16 protein-coding genes are annotated in these 18716 nt (G+C 74.2%); 9 read left to right on the top strand and 7 right to left on the bottom strand.

Going from position 1 to position 18716, the window contains the following annotated elements:
* Positions 1–24: 24 nt before the first annotated feature.
* The 3 genes from ACFYT9_RS22415 (at position 25) to ACFYT9_RS22405 (ending at position 4183) form a co-directional block, all read left to right on the top strand.
* The gene (locus tag ACFYT9_RS22415; RefSeq protein WP_389166464.1) at positions 25–3330 is read left to right on the top strand and encodes a BTAD domain-containing putative transcriptional regulator; all 3306 of its coding nucleotides are present in this window, start codon (positions 25–27) and stop codon (positions 3328–3330) included.
* 215 nt (positions 3331–3545) lie between these two features.
* Entirely contained in the window at positions 3546–3746 is a 201-nt protein-coding gene (locus ACFYT9_RS22410; RefSeq protein ID WP_389166461.1) for a hypothetical protein, read from the top strand.
* A 305-nt stretch (positions 3747–4051) separates the two neighbouring features.
* The gene (locus ACFYT9_RS22405; RefSeq protein ID WP_387278329.1) at positions 4052–4183 is read left to right on the top strand and encodes a hypothetical protein; all 132 of its coding nucleotides are present in this window, start codon (positions 4052–4054) and stop codon (positions 4181–4183) included.
* Here the strand turns inward: ACFYT9_RS22405 and ACFYT9_RS22400 are convergent.
* Both ACFYT9_RS22400 and ACFYT9_RS22395 read right to left on the bottom strand, forming a co-directional pair.
* The gene (locus ACFYT9_RS22400) at positions 4159–5661 is read right to left on the bottom strand and encodes a sensor histidine kinase (protein WP_389166458.1); all 1503 of its coding nucleotides are present in this window, start codon (positions 5659–5661) and stop codon (positions 4159–4161) included. The two genes, ACFYT9_RS22405 and ACFYT9_RS22400, sit on opposite strands and share 25 nt — an antisense overlap.
* Complete coding sequence (locus tag ACFYT9_RS22395) at positions 5654–6328, bottom strand: response regulator transcription factor (protein ID WP_376599455.1); 675 nt, start codon at positions 6326–6328, stop codon at positions 5654–5656. The genes ACFYT9_RS22400 and ACFYT9_RS22395 overlap by 8 nt, the downstream gene beginning before the upstream one ends.
* 114 nt (positions 6329–6442) lie before the next feature.
* On the opposite strand from ACFYT9_RS22395, the gene ACFYT9_RS22390 reads away from it, so the two are divergent.
* Entirely contained in the window at positions 6443–7933 is a 1491-nt protein-coding gene (locus ACFYT9_RS22390; RefSeq protein ID WP_389166455.1) for a DUF2079 domain-containing protein, read from the top strand.
* A 30-nt stretch (positions 7934–7963) separates the two neighbouring features.
* On the opposite strand, the gene ACFYT9_RS22385 is transcribed toward ACFYT9_RS22390, so the two are convergent.
* Both ACFYT9_RS22385 and ACFYT9_RS22380 read right to left on the bottom strand, forming a co-directional pair.
* The gene (locus ACFYT9_RS22385) at positions 7964–8638 is read right to left on the bottom strand and encodes a hypothetical protein (protein ID WP_389166755.1); all 675 of its coding nucleotides are present in this window, start codon (positions 8636–8638) and stop codon (positions 7964–7966) included.
* A gap of 178 nt (positions 8639–8816) precedes the next feature.
* Entirely contained in the window at positions 8817–10367 is a 1551-nt protein-coding gene (locus tag ACFYT9_RS22380; protein ID WP_389166452.1) for a FadD3 family acyl-CoA ligase, read from the bottom strand.
* 101 nt (positions 10368–10468) lie between these two features.
* Between ACFYT9_RS22380 and ACFYT9_RS22375 the strand changes: the two genes are divergently transcribed.
* Genes ACFYT9_RS22375 through ACFYT9_RS22365 form a run of 3 tightly spaced genes read left to right on the top strand, consistent with a single transcriptional unit; the run spans position 10469 to position 12843 of the window.
* Positions 10469–11611: a lipid-transfer protein gene (locus tag ACFYT9_RS22375; RefSeq protein WP_389166449.1), complete on the top strand. Its 1143-nt coding sequence runs from the start codon at positions 10469–10471 to the stop codon at positions 11609–11611.
* An 18-nt stretch (positions 11612–11629) separates the two neighbouring features.
* Complete coding sequence (locus tag ACFYT9_RS22370) at positions 11630–12061, top strand: Zn-ribbon domain-containing OB-fold protein (protein ID WP_389166446.1); 432 nt, start codon at positions 11630–11632, stop codon at positions 12059–12061.
* The gene (locus tag ACFYT9_RS22365) at positions 12058–12843 is read left to right on the top strand and encodes an enoyl-CoA hydratase/isomerase family protein (protein ID WP_387278314.1); all 786 of its coding nucleotides are present in this window, start codon (positions 12058–12060) and stop codon (positions 12841–12843) included. The genes ACFYT9_RS22370 and ACFYT9_RS22365 overlap by 4 nt, the downstream gene beginning before the upstream one ends.
* On the opposite strand, the gene ACFYT9_RS22360 is transcribed toward ACFYT9_RS22365, so the two are convergent.
* Positions 12821–13423, bottom strand: a complete 603-nt coding sequence (locus tag ACFYT9_RS22360; RefSeq protein ID WP_389166443.1) for a hypothetical protein — start codon at positions 13421–13423, stop codon at positions 12821–12823. The genes ACFYT9_RS22365 and ACFYT9_RS22360 overlap by 23 nt on opposite strands.
* A gap of 164 nt (positions 13424–13587) precedes the next feature.
* Here ACFYT9_RS22360 and ACFYT9_RS22355 point away from each other — a divergent pair, with 164 nt between their 5' ends.
* Positions 13588–14208 carry a hypothetical protein gene (locus ACFYT9_RS22355; protein WP_387278310.1) on the top strand — a complete coding sequence of 207 codons (621 nt, stop codon included), beginning with the start codon at positions 13588–13590 and terminating at the stop codon, positions 14206–14208.
* A gap of 6 nt (positions 14209–14214) precedes the next feature.
* On the opposite strand, the gene ACFYT9_RS22350 is transcribed toward ACFYT9_RS22355, so the two are convergent.
* Complete coding sequence (locus tag ACFYT9_RS22350) at positions 14215–16572, bottom strand: PQQ-binding-like beta-propeller repeat protein (RefSeq protein ID WP_387278309.1); 2358 nt, start codon at positions 16570–16572, stop codon at positions 14215–14217.
* A 125-nt stretch (positions 16573–16697) separates the two neighbouring features.
* Positions 16698–17588, bottom strand: a complete 891-nt coding sequence (locus ACFYT9_RS22345) for a VOC family protein (protein ID WP_376603179.1) — start codon at positions 17586–17588, stop codon at positions 16698–16700.
* A gap of 278 nt (positions 17589–17866) precedes the next feature.
* On the opposite strand from ACFYT9_RS22345, the gene ACFYT9_RS22340 reads away from it, so the two are divergent.
* A complete protein-coding gene (locus tag ACFYT9_RS22340; RefSeq protein ID WP_360313073.1) occupies positions 17867–18514 on the top strand; it encodes a TetR family transcriptional regulator in 648 nt (215 codons plus the stop codon).
* The last annotated feature ends 202 nt before the right edge of the window (positions 18515–18716 follow it).

Raw genomic sequence — 18716 nt, 5'->3', positions numbered from 1 at the left:
ACCACCGGTAGGGCAGGGGGAGCCATGGGGCAGGAGAACGGGCCGCGCGTCCCGGCGCGGGGCCCCGGCGGGAACGAGGCCGGGGTGGACGTCGGCGTGCCCCGGCAGCGGGCACGGACCGGGGAGGACGACACCTCCCGGACGACGGAACGGGCACCGGCGCCGACGCCCGACGGAGCGGGGACGGGAGCCGGCACGGGCACGGTCGGAGACTCGGACACCGGAGCCGGTACGGGCGCGGGAGCCGCGACGGGCGCGGAAACCGGTACGGGCGCGGGAGTCGGCGCGGACACCGGAGCCGGTGCGGGCGCGGCCGGAGGCGCGGGCGCGGCCGGAGACTCGGACACCGGGGCCGGTACGGGCACGGGCGCGGGCACCACCGGCGTCATCGGCACGGGCACTGGCTCCGGAGCCGGTACGGGCGCGGGCGCCGCCGCCGGTCTGCGCTTCGGTGTGCTCGGGCCCGTGCGGGCCTGGCGGGACGGGGAGGCACTGGCCACCGGCTCGCCCCAGCAGCGGGCGCTGCTCGCCGCGCTGCTCCTGCGCGGCGGGCGTACCGCCACCGCCGCCGAGCTCATCGACGCCCTCTGGGGCGAGGAACCCCCCTCGCAGGCGCTCGCCGCGCTCCGTACGTACGCCTCCCGGCTCCGCAAGGTCCTCGGCGCCGAGGTGCTCGTCAGCGAGTCCGGCGGCTACGCCCTGCGGACCGCGGCCACCGGACTCGACCTCACGCGCGCCCGGGAGCTCGCCGCCGAGGCCGAGAAGCTGCGGGCGGGCGGCGAGCGGGCCGCGGCCCGCGACCGGCTCGCCGAAGCCCTCGACCTGTGGGACGGCGAGGTCCTGGCCTCCGTCCCCGGGCCGTACGCCGACGCCCAGCGCACCCGCCTGGAGGAGTGGCGGCTCACCCTCCTGGAGACCCGCGTCGACGTCGACCTGGAGATCGGCGCGCACGCCGAGGCCGTCTCCGAACTGACCGCGCTCACCGCCGCGCACCCGCTGCGCGAACGCCTCCGCGAACTGCTGATGCTCGCGCTCTACCGGGGCGGACGGCAGGCGGAGGCCCTCGCCGTGTACGCCGACACCCGTCGGCTCCTCGCCGACGAGCTCGGCGTCGACCCGACCCCCGAACTCTCCCGGCTCCAGCAGCGCATCCTCCAGGGCGACGCCGAACTGGCCCGCCCCGTCGAGGAGCAGGCCCCGGCCGCGGCGCCGGTCGCGCGCCCCGCCCAACTCCCCGCGACCGTGGCTGACTTCACCGGCCGGGCCGCCTTCGTACGGGAGCTGGGCGCCCGGCTCTCCACCGCCGAGGGCTCCGTCATGGCGGTCTCCGCGCTGGCCGGCATCGGCGGCGTCGGCAAGACCACCCTCGCCGTCCACGTGGCCCACGAGGCCCGCCCGCACTTCCCCGACGGACAGCTGTACGTCGACCTCCAGGGCGCCGGGGCGCGCGCGGCGGCGCCCGAGACCGTCCTCGGCTCCTTCCTCCGCGCCCTCGGCACCCCCGACTCGGCCATCCCCGACTCGCTGGAGGACCGCGCCGCCCTCTACCGCTCGACGCTGGACGGCCGCCGGGTCCTGATCCTGCTCGACAACGCGCGGGACGCGGCCCAGATCCGGCCCCTGCTGCCCGGTACGGCGGGGTGCGCGGCGCTCGTCACCAGCCGCATCCGCATGGTGGACCTGGCGGGCGCGCACCTGGTGGACCTCGACGTGATGTCCCCGGAGGAGGCCCTCCAGCTCTTCACCCGGATCGTCGGCGAGGAGCGGGTGCGGGCGGAGCGGGAGGCGGCCCTCGACGTCGTCGCCGCGTGCGGTTTCCTGCCGCTGGCGATCCGCATCGCCGCGTCGCGGCTGGCCGCCCGGCGCACCTGGACGGTGTCGGTCCTCGCCGCGAAGCTGGGCGACGAGCGGCGGCGCCTCGACGAGCTCCAGGCGGGCGACCTCGCGGTGAAGGCCACGTTCGAGCTGGGCTACGGCCAGCTGGAGCCCGCCCAGGCGAGGGCCTTCCGCCTGCTGGGCCTCGCCGACGGCCCGGACATCTCCCTGGCGGCGGCCGCGGCCGTCCTGGACCTCCCGCTCTGGGACACCGAGGACCTCCTGGAGGCCCTGGTGGACACGTCGCTCCTCGAATCGGCCGCCCCCGGCCGCTACCGCTACCACGACCTGCTGCGCCTCTACGCCCGCGCCTGCGCCGACCGCGACGAGCACCCGCCCACCGAGAAGGAGGCGGCCCTCTCGCGCCTGCTCGACTTCTACCTGTCGACCGCGGCCCGGGTGTACGCCATCGAGCGTCCCGGCGACCGCCTGGTCGACCACCTGGAGCCGACGACGTACGAGGGCCTGTCCTTCACCGACCGCCACGCGGCCCAGGACTGGCTCTACGCCGAGTCCCACTGCCTCCTGGCCTGCGTCCGCCAGTCCGCCACCGCCCCGGACACCCTCCGCCGCGCGGTCGACCTCCTCTGGGCCTCTCTCGACCTGGCCGAGTCGGGCGCCAACTCCAAGGAGTACGAGGCGGTGGCGACGGTGCTGCGGGGGGCGGCGGTTCGCTCCGCCGACACCCGTGCCGAATGCCGGGCTTCGATCTCCCTCGCCTATGGCCACCACGTATCGGGGCGGTTCGCCCAGGCGGACGAGGAGGCGCGGGCCGCGATGCGACTGGCCCACTCGGTGAACGACCCACTCCCCTTGTGCTGGGCTCCGAACATCCTCGGGGTCATGGCGTTCTACCAGAGCAACCACGCTGAGGCGGAGCAGCACTTCGCCCGTGCCATCGAGCACTTCCGCACCTGCGAGGACGCCGCCGGCGAGGCGAGCGCCCTGTGCAACCTGTCGCGCATCCACCTGATCACCGGACGTACCGACAGCGCGGTCCGACTGGCACGGCAGGGCACGGACATGTACGACGCCCTCGGGCACGCGCTCAAGGGGGCCAACGGGCGCTACGCACTGGGGATGGCACTGGCCCAGAGCGGCCGCTTCGGCCTGGCCGCAGAGCGGCTGCGGGAGGCGCTGACCGTCTTCCAGGACAGCCGCCAGCGGCTGTGGGAAGGCATGACGCTCTACCGTCTCGCCGAGGCGGAGGTGACGGAACGTCGCTACGCGCAGGCCGCGTCCAACGCCGAAACGGCTCTCACCGTCCTGCGCGGCATCGGCGGCGAGTGGCGCCGCGGCAACGTGCTCACCGTGCTCGGCCGAGCCCTGATCGGCATCGGTCAGACCGGGCGTGCCGAGGTCTGCTGGCGTGACGCCCTGGAGATCTTCGACGCCCTGGGATCCCCCGAAGGGGCTGCCGTACGCGCCCTGCTCAATCCGTCGGCGGTCGCCTGACCCTCCGCGGGCTGGTCGTTCATCGTTCGTTTATCGCGCTCCGCCATGCTCTACAGCAGTCGATCCGTCGCGTCGGGGGGCAGACGGACCGCCTGAAAGGCCGTCGCTCGGACGCACTAGGGTGAGCGGCCCGCAGGGCCCGTCCGGCCATCCAACGGGGGAACGGCCGGACGGTCCCGCCCTGACGACCACCCATGAGCGAGAGGTAGCACGCAATGAGCGACGAGAACACTGATGTGACCACCAAGAACATCCACATCACCGAGGGCGAGGACGCCTCCGCGATAGCCGAGAAGATCGGCGTCAAGAACATCCACATCACCGGTGGCCCCGAGGAGCCCGTCGCTCCCGCCGGCAGCGGCACCGGGACGGCCACGACCGACAACATCCACATCACGTCGGAGCCGGCCAAGTAGACCATTCCCACGGGGAGATCGGCACCGGCGGCGCCATCGGGGGAGCCGCCGGGGCCGTCCGCAGGGGCCCGGTCGACGGGGGAGCACACGGTCCCGGGGGACTCCGGACGGAACCAGGGGGGATTCGTCCGGCGGGGACCGCGCGCGACGCGATCGGGCCGCCGAAGGAAGGGGTCGGGCATCTGCCCGGCCCCTTCCGCCTGTTCCGGCCACCTGACGAAGTAGAACCTTCCGCTTCGCGGCCGGTGAAGTTCCGCCACCAGGATCGATCCGCCCGATTCCCACCCCTTCACGAGGAGTCCGCCATGAGCCGTACGAAACGTCTCGTCGTCCTCGCGGTCATCGCGACCGCGCTCTCCCTCGGCGCGGCCGTTCCGGCCTCGGCGAACGTGCACATCACCGGCACCACCGCCTACGACACCCTCCGCGCCGGCTGACCCCCGGCCGGGAACCGGGCCACCAGCAGGGCGCCGGTGGGCGTGTCCTCGATGGTGAGGGTGCCGGCGTGGGCGGTGGCGAGGTCTCTCGCGATGGGGAGGCCCAGGCCGGCGCCGCCCTGGGCGCGGGTGCGGGACTCGTCGAGGCGGGTGAAGCGGGCGAAGACGCGGGCGCGGTCGGCGGGCGGGATGCCGGGGCCGTCGTCGCGGACCGCGAGGGTCAGATGCGTCGGAGAGGTGCGGACGGCCACCGTGACCTCGGACCTCGCGTGACGGCAGGCGTTCGTCAGGAGGTTTCGGAGGAGGCGGTCGAGGTGGCCGGGGTTGCCCGGGAGGACCGCCGGGGCGGGGGCCTCGCAGTTCAGGCGGAGCGCGGCCGCCTCCGGGAGGTGCTGGTGCTCGCGGACCAGGTCCTCCGCCAGGGCCGACAGGTCGACCGGTTCGCGGACCGGGGGGACCGAGCCGTGGCTGGCCAGCAGGAGCAGGTCGTCGGCGAGGCGCTGGAGGCGGACGACGTCCGCCGCCGCCCCCGTCACCACCTCCCGCCAGTCCTCCACCGACTCCGGGTGGCGCAGGGCCGACTCCAGCTGGGCGCGCAACGCGGCCAGCGGACTGCGGAGTTCGTGGGCCGCGTCGGCGGTGAACTCGCGCTGCCGGGTGGAGGCCGCCTCCAGGCGGTCCAGGGTCGCGTTCGTGGTGCGGGCGAGGTCCGCGATGACGTCGGCCGTCGGGGGGACGGGGACGCGGCGGTCCAGTGACTGGCCCGTGATGTCGGCGAGTTCGCGGCGGATCGCCTCCACCGGCCTGAGCGCCCTGGCGACCATGCGGTGCACCAGGAAGCCCGTCAGGACGGCCGCCAGCGGGACGCCGGTGGTGAGGGCGATCCAGTAGACCTTGTCGAGGGTGTCGTGGGCGTCGTTCAGGGACTGGAAGGTCTGGACGGCCGCGAGGAGGAGCGCGCCGCTGACCGCCCCCGCGGTGAGCGCCACCCGGCCCCGGAAGGAGATCCGGGCGCCGCCCCTGCCCACGGCGACCGCGACCGCCGCCGCCGTGATGAGGCCGGCGGAGGGGCCGATGCAGGCGACGGCCCAGCGGATCGCCTTCTCCGCGACGTCGACCTTGCCGTGCTCGTTCTCCTTGAGGAGCCAGCCGCCGTAGGTGGTGTAGAGGGCGGCCGTCACGGCGGCGGCGACGGCCGCGCCCCGGAGCCGTACCCACCAGGGTCCGCCCTTCCCCGCGAGGAGGCAGACGGCGGCCACGTACAGGGCTCCGGCCCAGGTGCCCCAGGTGGTGATCTGCTCGATCTGCGGGCCGACCCGGTCGTCGTTGAGGTGGACCGCGGGCCAGGTGGAGCGGGGGCCGGCGGCCCGGTCCGCGTACTGGAGCCACGCGACCGCGCTGCCGACGACGAACGCGGCGGCGAGGCCGGAGGCCCAGACCGGGCGGGTCGCCCACGCGGGGCGCGCGGGGTCACGCACGGCCGCTCACCCGGTAGCCCGCGCCGCGTACCGTCTCGATCGTCTCGCGTCCGAAGGGGGCGTCGATCTTCTTCCGTACGGCGCTGATGTAGACGTGCACGATGTTCGGGTCGCCGGTGAAGTCCGCGGACCACACCTCGTCGAGGATGTCGACGAGGGGCACGACCTCGTCGAGGCGGCCCAGCAGGCAGTGCAGGACGGCGAACTCCTTCGGCGTGAGGGCGATCTGTTCGCTCCCCCGGCCACAGGTGCGGCGGGCCGGGTCGAGCCAGAGGTCGCCGGCCCCCAGGAGGGCGGGGACGCGGGCGCCGCCGCGGCGGACGAGGGCGCGCAGCCGGGCTTCCAGGACGACGTACGAGAAGGGTTTCGCGAGGTAGTCGTCGGCTCCGGTGTCGAGGCCCTCGGCCTCGTCGTACTCGCCGTTCTTCGCGGTCAGCATCAGCACCGGCACGTCGTTGCCCTCGGCGCGCAGCCGGGCGCAGACCTGGTAGCCGCTGAGGCCGGGCAGCATGAGGTCGAGGAGGACGGCGGAGTAGCGGTGCTCGCGGGCCAGGTGGAGGCCGGTGACACCGTCGTGGGCCACGTCGACGGTGTAGCCGACGGCCGTGAGGCCGCGCCGGAGCGAGGCGGCTATCCGTTCCTCGTCCTCGATCGCCAGGATGCGCATGGCCCCGAGTATCGCCCGCGCCGGCGGGGCTTCCTGAGGAAATCCTCAGGGAACTGAGGGTTTGCTCAGGGAGCTTCAGGGGGGCTTCAGGGGTGCCCGCCGAGGCTGCCTCCCATGTTCGTGATCACCGCTCCCGAGGCGCCCGCGCCCCTCCGGCCGGCCGCCCCGTCCAGGACGGGGCCCGCGCTCGTCGCCGCCGTCCTCTTCGTCCTGCACTGCGCGTTCGCGTTGCGCCACCACGCCCGCTTCCGGACGACCGGATACGACCTGGGGATCTTCGGGCAGGCGGTGCGGTCCTGGGCGGAGGGGCGGCTGCCCGCGTCGGAGATACGGACGGCGACGGCCCCGGCGGGTTTCGAGGGGGAGGCGCTGCCGCTGCTCGGGGACCACTTCCATCCGGTGCTCGCGCTGCTGGGGCCGGTGTACCGGCTGGTGCCGCACGTGGAGGTGCTGCTGGTGGCGCAGGCGGCGCTGGTCGCGGTGGCCGTGTACGTGACGGGGCGGACGGCGCAGCGGCAGCTGCCGGGGCGGCCGTCGGCGGGCCCGCTGGTCGGGGTGGCGTGCGGGCTGGCCTGGGGGACGCAGGCGCTGATCGGCTTCGACTTCCACGAGGTGGCGTTCGCGCTGCCGCCCCTGGCGCTGGCCTGCCGGGCGTATCTGGACGGTCGGCTGCGGGCAGCGGCCTGGTGGGCGGCGGCGCTGCTGCTCGTGAAGGAGGACCTGGGGGCGACATCGGCGGTGTTCGGGCTGCTGATCGCGCACCGGGCGCGGGGCCGGCGGGACCGGCGGGAGCGGCGCGCCTGGCGGGCGGGGTGGCTGCTGGCCGGCGGGTCGGTGCTGGCGGCGGCGCTGGTGGTGAAGGTGGTGGTCCCGGGGTTCGCGCCGGACGGGCGGTATCTGTACGCGGAGCAGGTGGGGGGCGCGTACGGCTTCCTGGACGGCTGGTCCGTGAAGGTGCTGACGGTCCTCGCGCTGCTGGCCGTCACGGGCGGCCTGGTGGTGCGCAGTCCGCTGGCGTGGCTGCTGCTGCCGACGCTGGCGTGGCGGTTCACCTCGTCGGTGCCGTCGCACTGGGAGCCGGGGCTGCACTACTCGGCGGTGCTGGTGCCGGTGGCGTTCGCGGCGCTGGTGGACGCGGTGCGGCGCGGGGCGGGGCTGCCGGTGCGGCGCGGGGCGGGGCTGCCGGTGCCGCGCGGGGCGGGGCTGCCGGTGCCGCGTGGGGCGGGGGCTGCGCTGCTCGTCCCGGTGGGGGTGGCGCTCCTGCTGCTGCCGCTCCAGCCCACCGCCCAGCTCGCCACGCCGGGCTTCTGGCGGGAGAGTCCGCGCGAGGCGGCGGCGCGGGCGGCGGTGGGGCTGGTGCCGGACGGGGTGCGGGTGGCGGCGAGCAACACGCTCGCCCCGCATCTCACGGACCGGGCGGTGGTGCGGCTCGCGGCGCCGGGTCTGCTCGACCGGGATCCGGCGGTGGAGTGGCTGGTCGCGGACCGGCTCGACGGCTTCCCCGCGGGCGCGGTGGACGGCGCCCTGCGGGAGGCGGCGGCGGATCCGGGGTGGCGGGTGGTGCGGGAGGAGGCCGGGATCGTCCTCCTCCGCCGCACGCGGTGACGCCCGCCGGCCTCGGCTCGTACGAGGGCGCTAGCCGCGCGCGTACGAGCCGAGGCCGACCAGGCAGTAGACGTACTCGCTGATCGTCGTGCCGTTCATCGTGTAGCGGTGCGAGAAGGCGTACTGGGTCTTGGGGTTGGCGTTGCACCGGTCCATGTCGGAGGTGAAGGGGAAGGTCTGGATGACCTTGTAGTGGGCGTCGGATGCCGAGCAGGAGACCTCCTCGACGCCGCTGACGGACTGGGCGGTCTCCGAGTCCGGGAGGGTGCCGTTGAGGCAGGTGCCCTTCTCGTACGGGTCGGGCTCCTCCTCCGTGGGGGTGGCGGCGGGGTCGGTGGGGAGGCCGAGATCGAGGCTGGGGAAGGGCGAGACGGAGAAGGTGGGGATGGTGGGCCGGGAGTCGGCCGGTTCGTCCTTGTCGTTGGCGCCGAGCAGGTACGAGCCGCCGACGATCGCGCCGATGACGAGGAGCGGGACGAGGCAGCCGGCGACGCCGGACCTCCGCTGCCGCGGGGTCTGGCCGGCGGCGACGGTGATGCGGAGGAGGACGGTCGTGCCCGCGAACGGGACGGGGATGACGTCGCCGTGGCGGCAGGGCGGGACGTGCAGCCGGGTCGGGCCGCCGACGCTGCCGGGCAGGGTGACCGGGATGACGACGCCGGTGGCGGCCTGCTGGGGGGTGAGGGTGAGCGGGAACTCCTGCATGGACACCGGGTGCTCCTCGGTTCGGAGGGAGGGGGAGGTGGGGTGCGCCCGTATGACGTGCACACGCCGCAGTCCGGTTGCCGCTCCCCCTTCATTTCCATAAACGGATTCCAATCCTCCGGAAGGCCGGACGGGTTGCCGCCCGCGCCGCCCGGCGCCACCCCGCGTCGCCCCCGCGTCAGCCCCGCTTCCTCAGCTCCCCCTTGACCACCTTCCCGCTCGCGTTCCTGGGCAGTTCGGTCACGAACTCGACCTGCCGGGGCACCTTGTAGTTCGCCATCTCCCGCCGTGACCAGGCGATCAGGTCGTCGGCGGTGACCCGTGCGCCCGGCCGCCGCACCGCGAACGCCTTGCCGACCTCGCCGAGCCGGGGGTCGGGGACGCCGACGACGGCGACGTCGGCGATGTCCGGGTGGAGGCCCAGGAGCTGCTCGATCTCGGCGGGGTAGGCGTTGAAGCCGCCGACGATGAACATGTCCTTCAGCCGGTCGGTGATCCGCAGGTTCCCGGCCTCGTCGAGGACGCCGATGTCGCCGGTGCGCAGCCAGCCGTCCGCGTCGATCGCCGCGGCCGTCGCCTCCTCGTCCTCGAAGTAGCCGCGCATCACGTTGTGCCCCCTCACCAGCACCTCGCCCGCACCGGAGATCCGGACCTCGGTACCGGCGACGGCCCGCCCGGAGGTGGTGGCGATCGTCTCGTCGGGGTCGTCGCGGCGGCACATGGTGACGAGGCCGCTCGCCTCGGAGAGGCCGTACGCCGTGAGGACGGTGCCGATGCCCAGCTCGGAGCGGAGGCGCTCGACGAGCAGCAGCGGGACGACGGCGGCGCCGGTGACGACCAGGCGGAGGCTGGAGAGGTCGTGGGCGGCGCGGGCCGGGTGGTCCAGGAGGGACTGGTGGAGGGTGGGCGGGCCGGGGAGCACGCTGATCCGCTCGGCGGCGATGTTGGCGAGGACGGTGTCGACGGTGAAGACGGGCTGCGGCACGATCACCGCGCCGCGCATCAGGCAGGCGAGGACGCCCGCCTTGTAGCCGAAGGTGTGGAAGAAGGGGTTCACCACCAGGTACCGGTCGCCCTCCGCGAGGCCGGCGAGCGCGGCCCACTCCTCGAAGCAGCGCAGGGTCTGGGCGTGGCTGATGACAGCGCCCTTGGGGCGGCCGGTGGTACCGGAGGTGTAGACGATGTCGGAGGGGCTGTCGGGGTCGACGGTGTCGGCCCGGGCCCGGACGCGGGCGGCGGGGATCCGGTCGCCCTCGGCGAGGAACGCCTTCCAGGTGGTCCACTCGGCCTCGTCGGGCGCGGTGTCGCCGAGGACGACCACCCGCTCCAGGTCGGGCAGGGGGACCCCGGCACGGCGCAGCGAGGCGACGTACGAGGTGCCGAGGAAGGTGCCGGTGACGAAGAGGAGCCGGGCCCGGGAGCGGACGAGGACGTCGGCGGCCTCGGTGCCCTTGAAGCGGGTGTTGAGCGGGACGAGGACGGCGCCGGCGGTGACGGCGCCGAGGGCGGCGACGATCCAGTCGAGGCTATTGGGGGCCCAGATCGCGACCCGGTCCCCGGCCCGCACCCCGGCGGCCAGACAGCCCGCGGCGGACCGCTCGACGCGGGCGGCGAGTTCGGCGTAGGAGACCCGGGTGCGCCCGTCGGCGACCGCCTCCCGCTCGCCGTACCGCTCCCCCGCCGTCCGGACGAGTCCCGGGATCGTGCCCCACTCCAGGTCACCGCGCATCTGATGCCTCCACCGTTCCGGTGCCACACCGTAGCTGACTATCCGTCAGATTAGTTGTAGCCTGACGCGCTGTCAGCAGTGCTGCCCCATGAGGAGGTCCGGTGCTCAAGGACGCCACCGCCATCGTCGGCATAGGCCAGACAGCCTTCGCGAAACAGCTCCCCGAGACCGAGAGGGCACTCGCCTGCCGGGCGATCCTCGCCGCCCTCGACGACGCCGGCATCGCCCCGTCCGAGGTCGACGCCTTCGCCTCCTACACCATGGAGGAGACCGACGAGGTCGAGGTCGCCAAGGCCATCGGCGCCGGCGACGTCACCTTCTTCTCCAAGGTCGGCTACGGCGGCGGCGGCTCCTGCGCCACCGTCGGACACCTCGCCGCCGCGATCGCCACGGGCCAGGCGAGCGTCGGCGTCGCCTGGCGCTCCCGCAAACGCGGCTCGGGCCCCCGCCCCTGGAAGAACACCGCCGTCCAGCTGCCCACCCCCGGCCAGTGGACCCGCCCCTACGGGCTGCTCCGCCCCGCCGACGAGATCGGCATGCTCGCCCGCCGCTACATGCACGAGTACGGCGCCACCCGCGACCACCTCTTCAACGTCGCCCTCGCCTGCCGCAACCGCGCCAACCAGAACCCCGACGCGATCATGTACGAGCGCCCGCTGACCCGGGAGATGTACATGACCTCCCGCTGGATCAGCGAACCCCTCTGCCTCTTCGACAACTGCCTGGAGACCGACGGCGCCCTCGCCTGCGTCGTCGTCTCCGCCGAACGCGCCCGCGACTGCCGCCGGAAGCCCGTCTACGTCCACTCCGCCGCCCAGGGCCTGCCCGCCCAGCACCACGGCATGGTCAACTACTGGAACGACGACCCGCTCTCCGGCCCCGCCCGGACCGCCGCCCGCCACCTGTGGAAGACCGCCGACTTCGGCCCCCAGGACGTCGACGTCGCCCAGATCTACGACGCCTTCACCCCCCTCGTCCCGCTCTCCCTGGAGGGGTACGGCTTCTGCGGCCGCGGCGAGGGCGCCGCCTTCACCGAGGGCGGCGCCCTCGAACTCGGCGGCCGGCTCCCCCTCAACACCGGCGGCGGCGGCCTCTCCGAGGGCTACGTCCACGGCTTCAACCTCATCACCGAGGGTGTGAAGCAGCTCCGCGGCACCTCCACCGCCCAGGTCCCGAACGCCGCCACCTGCCTCGTCACCGCGGGCGAATGCGTCCCCACCTCCGCCCTCCTGCTGCGCGCCTGACCCGAGGAGCTGGTCCCCGTGCTGAACCCCGTCATCGACGAAGACGGCGCCCCCTTCTGGGAGTTCACCGCCCGCGGCGAACTCAGGATCCAGGCGTGCGCCGAGCCGGAGTGCGGCGAGCCGCGCTTCCCGCCCCGCCCCTGCTGCCCCCACTGCCAGTCCTTCGCCACCGACTGGCGGCTCATGTCCGGACGCGGCCGGATCTGGTCGTACGTGCTCCCGCACCCGCCGCTCCTGCCCGACTACGCCGAACAGGCCCCCTACAACGCCGTCCTCGTCGAGCTCGCCGACGCCCCCCGCATCCGCCTCGCCGGCAACGTCGTCGCCGAACCCGGCGCCCGCCTCGACTCCGTCGACCCCGCCCGGCTCCGCATCGGCGCCCCCGTCCGCGTCGCCTTCACCGAGATCGACGGCGTCGCCGTCCCCCGCTGGATCCTGGAGCGCGGGTGAGCGCCCCCGGGATCTCCGTGGCGCGCGACAAGGAGACCGGCGTCGCCGTCGTCACCCTCGACCGGCCCGAGCGGCTCAACGCGATCACCCTCGCCATGGCGCGCGAACTCGGCGAGATCTGGCGGGCGTTCCGGTACGAGGACGACGTCCGGGCGATCGTCCTCACCGGCGCCGGCGGACGCGCCTTCTGCACCGGCATCGACCGCGACGACGCCGGACGGGTGCCGCAGCCCTCCTCCCCGTACACGATCGACGACCCGCTGCTCACGATCGGCCCCAAGGCCAACGACCTGTGGAAACCGGTGATCGCCGCCGTCGAGGGGATGGCCTGCGGAGGGGCCTTCTACCTGCTCGGCGAGGCCGAGTTCCTGATCGCCGGCGAGACCGCGGCCTTCTTCGACCCGCACACCACCTACGGCATGGTCAGCGCCTTCGAGACCATCCACATGGCGCAGCGGATGCCGTTCGGCGAGGTCGCCCGGATGGCCCTCATGGGCTCCGCCGAGCGGGTCTCCGCCCGGCGGGCGTACGAGACGGGCCTGGTCAGCGAGGTGACGGCGGCGGGCGGCGCGCTGGCCGCGGCGCGGGAGGCGGCGGCCGTCATCGCCGCCTGCCCGACCGCCGCCGTCCAGGGCACCGTACGGGCCCTGTGGACCGCCAAGGAGGCCGTCAGGTCCCAGGCGCTCGCCCAGGCCCCGCACCTGGTCACCCTCGGCAACCTGCCGGCGGAGCGGCAGGCGGAGCTGTTCACGGGGAGGGCTACGGGGTACCGGACGCGATAGGCGGGTCGTCGATCTCGAGGGCCTCGCGGATCACGCACTTCTTCACCTTGTCGACGAGCCGGGGCTTCGCCATCCTCACCTCGAAGTCCTTCCGCTGCCCGCTCCCGACCGTCACGACCGTCTCCGCCGTGTCCACGACCGAACCGGCGCCGCTCCTGAACTCCAGGGTCACCCGATAGGTGTCGGTGGTGCTGTACGGCCCCTCGTTGACGATCCGCAGCGTCGCCGTGGTGTCCGCCTTGCGGGCGGGCTTCCCCTTGCGCTTCTTCTGCGCGGGCTTCACGCAGTCGACGACGACGGCGTCGACACCGAGGCCGTCCGTGGCGGTGGCGGTGACCGTCGGCTCCGGCGTGTACTCGCCACCGGATCCGCTGTCACCAGTGCCGGATCCGCTGTCGCCGCCGGTTCCACCGTAACCTCCGCTCGAACCGGAGCCCTGGTAGTCGTCGTTGTCCTTCTTGTCGCTGGAGCAGCCGCCCCCGCTCTTGCTCTTGCTCTTGCCGCTACTGCCGCCCTTGCCTCCGGAGCTCGTCTGGAAGCCCGTCAGCGCCAGCACCACCACCGTGAGCGTGGCCGCCATCTTCAATCGGGTCCGTACCACCGTCACCGTCTCCCCGTCCGGTCCGTCGTGTGCGCGCCACACCCTAGCGGGGCCCCTCAGCCCGCATGGCGGGTCCACGCCACCGGGCGTAGCGTCGACAGCGAGAGAGCCGGACCGCGAAAGCCCCCCGAGGAGGCCGATCGATGATCCGCAACGTCGTCGGCTCGGTCCTGGCCCTCGCCGGAGCGACGGCCGCCGTCTGGAGCCCCTTCCGTGCCTGGTACGACGGCCGTCACGGCAGCGACTATCCGATCGGGGACCTCTTCACCGGCATCACCGACACCGGGTCCGGGGTCGTCGGCTCGATCCTGCTGCCGTTCGCCTTCGCCGCCCTCGTCACCGTCCTCGGCGTGGTGCTGCGCTCCCGGCTGCTCGTCGCCGTCGCCGGCCTCGTCGTGCTCGGCTTCACGGTCCTGTGGATGGTCCGGGTCGGACAGGCCGAGGGCAGCCTGGTGGTCTCCGGGGACGGACGCGGCCTCGGCGACGGCGTCGCCAACGCCTTCGGCGGCGGGGTGCTGCTCCTGCTCGGCGCCCTCGTCATGTCCGGCCGCCCGAAGAGCCACCGCCTGGTCCCCGCCGCGCCGCCGCCCACGCACCCGACGCTCGACGGCCCCCCGCCCGACGGCCCGCCCCAGGACGGCCAGCCCCTGGCCGGACAGCAGCCGTACGACACCGAGACCCGCTCGATGCCGTACGCCGCCCCCGGCCACTTCGACGTCCCCGTCGAGCCACCGCGCGACCGGGACGACCGCCCCCGGTACTAGCCGGCCCTACGGCCTGCCCCGGCCGGTGGCCGTGCCCTTCGCCGCGTCCAGCGCGTACACACAGCGGTCCTTGCTGCACGCGTACACGACCCCGCCCCTCACCACCGGCGATCCGGTGATCTCGCCACCCGTGGCGAGCTTCCAGCGCAGCTGCCCGCCGGTCGCGTCCAGGGTGTAGAGGACGTGGTCGGCGGAGCCGAAGTGGACCCGCCCGTCCGCCACTACGGGGGTGCCGACCAGCTCGCCGCCGGCCGCGAACCGCCACCGCGGGGTGCCGGTGACCGCGTCCAGGGTGTACAGCGCGCTGCCGCTGCCGACGTGCACGTTGCCGTCCGCGACGAGCACCGGCTCGGACGACTGGCGCTGCTCGGTCGCGATCCGCCAGCGGTCCTGGCCCGTGGTGGCGTCGAGGGCGTACACCGTGCCGAGGTGGTCGGCGAGGTACACGCCGCCGCCGGTCACGGCCGGGCCGGGCGCGAAGACGGGCGGCGAGAGGAAGACGGCGGGCGCCTCGAAGTGCCAGCGGACGTGCCCGCCGGCGATGTCGACCGACAGGACCCGGGTGCCCGCGGACACGTACACGCAGCCGTCCTCGGCCGGGGCGACCCGGACCGGCACGTGCCCGCAGGAGGCGGCGTCACCGATCGGGTACGACCAGCGCTCGGTGCCCGTCCGGGCGTCGAGGGCCTGGAGCCGGGCGTCCCGCCACACGTACACGGTGTCGCCGTGCACGGCCGGACCCGCCTCCGGGGTCTCGAAGTCCGTCTGACAGCCGGAGATCTCCCACAGCTTGGCGCCGTTGGACGCCTCCCAGCCCTGCACGCCGCCGCCCCGGGTGCCGGTGACGACGGTGCCCCGGTCCACCTGGAGGGAGTACACCCAGGCGTCGCTGCGCAGCCGCCAGCGCTCGCTGCCGTCGGCGGCGTCCAGCGCGTACAGCGTCGGCCCGTCGGAGGCGTGGATACGGCCCTGCGCCACGGTCATCGACCAGGCGACGTCCCGGGTCTTGAACTGGCGCCGGCCGGAGCCGGTGTCCAGCGCGTGCACCTCGAAGGAGGTCACGTAGAGCAGGTCGCCGTCGACGACCGGCGTCCCCCACACGTCGTTCGACATGCGGAACCGCCACGGCCGCCACGGACCGGGCTCGGGCGCCGCCTGCGACGGGCCCTGCGGCTGCGCCTGCGCCTGTGACGGTACGGGCGCGGGCGCGGGCTCGCCGCCGGGCGGGCGGACCCAGCCGGTGGCGTGCGGGTCGGACGCCTGACCGAGGGCGAGGGCCGCGCGGGTGTCGGCGACCCGGGGGCCGGGACCGATCGGCACGGTGGCGCCGCCGAGCCGCACCGGCCCGCCGGACTCCTCCGCCGGCCCCGCGTGCCGGCCGCCCGCGTGGGCGGGCTCCGGGTCGCGCGGGTCGTACGGGACGGGCGGGCGCGGCGGCATGGGCGGCGGGGTGACCGGCGGCGGGGTCGGCCGGCCGCCGCGCCGGGTCTCGATCATGGTGACGGCGCTCTCCGGCAGCCACGCGGAGGCGGTGCCGCTGTCGTCGCTGCCGGGACCGAAGAGGTGCGGGGCGAGCATCGCCTGGAGGTCGGCGGGCGTGGGCCGCTGCGCCACGTCCATCTCCATGCACGCGTCGATGAGCGGCCGCAGCTCGTCCGGCAGGCCCTCCAGGTCCGGCCCGTCGCGGAGCAGCATGAAGACGGTCTCCACCGGGTTGGCGCCGTGGAAGGGCGCGTGCCCGGTCGCGGCGAACACCAGCATGGAGCCGAGCGAGAAGACGTCGCTGGCGCCGGTGACGCTGCGCGAGTCGCGGGCCTGCTCGGGCGACATGTAGGCCGGGGTGCCCACGGCGACGTTGGTCATCGTCAGCCGCGTGTTGGAGACACCGGACGCGATGCCGAAGTCGATCACCCGGGGGCCGTCCTCGACGACGAGGACGTTGGACGGCTTGAGGTCGCGGTGGACGAGACCGGCGCCGTGGATGGACTGGAGGGCCTCGGCGACTCCGGCGGCGAGCCAGCGGACGGCCTGGGCCGGCAGCGGCCCGCACTCGTTCACTATCTCTTCCAGCGAGGGCGCCGGGACGTACGCGGTCGCCAGCCACGGCACGGCCGCGCGCGGGTCGGCGTCGACGACGGCGGCCGTGTAGAACCCGGACACCGCCCGGGCGGCCTCGACCTCCCGGGTGAAGCGGACCCGGAACAGCTGGTCCTCAGCGAGCTCCGTACGCACGGTCTTGATCGCCACCCGCCGGCCGGACGCCGAGCGCGCGAGATAGACCAGCCCCATGCCGCCCGCGCCGAGCCGGCCCAGCACCTCGAAGGGCCCGATGCGTCTCGGGTCGTGCTGCGTCAGCTGTTCCACTTGCCTGCCACCTCCCCGTACGGGCCATGACGGTACGGCCCGGGCCCCTGATTCTTCCTGTCCGGAGCCCTGGTTGCGAACCCGGGGGCGGATCGGGGTGTCACAGGAGATGTGGAGCGGAAGGCTCACCTGTCCGAGGAGGGCTCCGAGAGGGTGGAACCCGGGGGTGCCGGGACGCTCAGGGGGACGGTGTCGGTGGAGAGGGCGGCGGGCTCGGGGGTGGAGAGGAGGGGGTCGGTGGGGACGGGTTCGGCGAGGACGGCGAAGCGGGCGCCCTGGTTGTCGTGGAGGACGGCGATCCGGCCGTAGGGGGTGTCGACGGGGGGCTCGGCGACCCGGCCGCCGAGGCGGACGGTGATGGCGCACGCCTCGTCGCAGTCGTGGACGGCGAAGTAGACGAGGACGTGGCCGGGCATCTCGGCGGGGAAGGCGTCGGTGATGACGGCCCGGCCTCCGAAGGCGGTGTCGTCGTCGGGGCGGGAGCCGGGCGGGGACCAGACGCGGTAGTCGAAGCCCGGTTCCTTGCCCTCCTCCGCGGGGTCGGCCTGGCGGCCGAGCCAGCCGAAGACGGAGGCGTAGAAGGTGTCCACGGGCTCGGGGCGGCGGGTGTACACCTCCATCCAGCAGAAGGAGCCGGGTTCGTTGATCACCTCGAAGCCGTCGTCCTCGCCGGACTGGCGCAGGCCGACGACGGCGCCGCCGGGGTCGGCGGCGAGGGCGAGGACGCCGAACGGGCCGACGGGGTACGGCTCCATGACCATCTGCCCGCCGGCGGCCTTGACCCGGGCGGCGACGGTGCCGGCGTCCTTGGTGGCGAGGTAGACGGTCCAGGTGGTGGGCATGCGGCCGTCCCGCTTGGGGAGGAGCCCGGCGACCCGGCGCCCGGCGAGCAGGGCCTCGTCGCGGTCGTCGTCGAAGGTCCAGCCGAAGAGCTCGCCGTAGAAGCGCTTGCCCGCCTCCAGGTCCGGGAGCTGCGCGTCCACCCAGCAGGGGGTGCCCTCTGTGTATACGGCCATGACTCCACGCTAGGGCGGCGGGGGCGGCGGCGCGCTCCGGTGTGCGCCGTCCGGGGCGGGGCCGGGTGATGCCGAGTGGGGTGGGGGCGGTGGGGTTGTCCACGGAAGTTGCCCACAGGCTGTGCATAAGGGGGTCGGGGTGGAGCGGGCCCGGGCGCCTGGCGCGATCCCGCTCCCGCGACGCGCCGAGGACACCCCTGCCGACCTCGGGGAACGGGGTGCACCCCATTTGCAGTCGGCCGAATCGCGCGCTGATCCCCCCTCGGTAAGCTGACGGCATGACAGGACAAGTACGCACCGTCGACGGCCGCGTGGCCGGACGACGCGGCCAGGCGACGCGGCAGAAGCTGCTCGACTGCCTCGGTGAGATGCTCAGCTCCTCGCCGTACCGGGACGTCAAGGTGATCGACGTGGCCCGGAAGGCGGGTACTTCACCCGCGACGTTCTATCAGTACTTCCCGGACGTCGAAGGCGCCGTCCTGGAGCTCGCGGAGGAAATGGCGAAGGAGGGCGCCGGGTTGACCGAGCTGGTCTCCGGCCGTTCCTGGGTCGGCAAGGCGGCCTGGCAGACCTCCGAGGAACTCGTCGACGGCTTCCTCGACTTCTGGCGGAAGCACGACGCCATCCTGCGCGTGGTGGACCTCGGCGCCGCGGAGGGCGACAAGCGGTTCTACAAGATCCGCATGAAGATCCTGAACTCGGTCACCAACTCCCTGACGGACGCGGTGAAGGAGCTCCAGGCCAAGGGCAAGGTCGACAAGGAGGTCAGCGCGGCCGCGATGGCGGGCTCGCTCGTGGCGATGCTGGCCTCGGTCGCCGGCCACCAGAAGGGCTTCACCACCTGGGGCGTGAAGCAGGCCGAACTCAAGCCGAACCTCGCCCTGTTGGTGCATCTGGGCATCACCGGCAAGAAGCCGGTCAGATAGCCCTCGGACCTCCCGGCCGGACCCGGCCGGAGCCCTCTCCTTCACCCGTCCTGTCGTCGCCGCCGACGCCGGCCGCCGCCCCTCGCGGGGCGCGACCGCCGTCGGCGTCGCCGTGTCCGGGGCCGGATCACCCGATGCCGTGTGCGGGCGGCGCCGTGTCCGGGCCCGAGCGCCCGATGCCGTGTGCGGGCGGCGGCGCGCT

Origin of the sequence: Streptomyces sp. NPDC004435, from assembly GCF_042873895.1 — a bacterium.
Lineage (GTDB): Bacteria > Actinomycetota > Actinomycetes > Streptomycetales > Streptomycetaceae > Streptomyces.
This window is presented reverse-complemented; position numbering and strand designations above follow the sequence as displayed.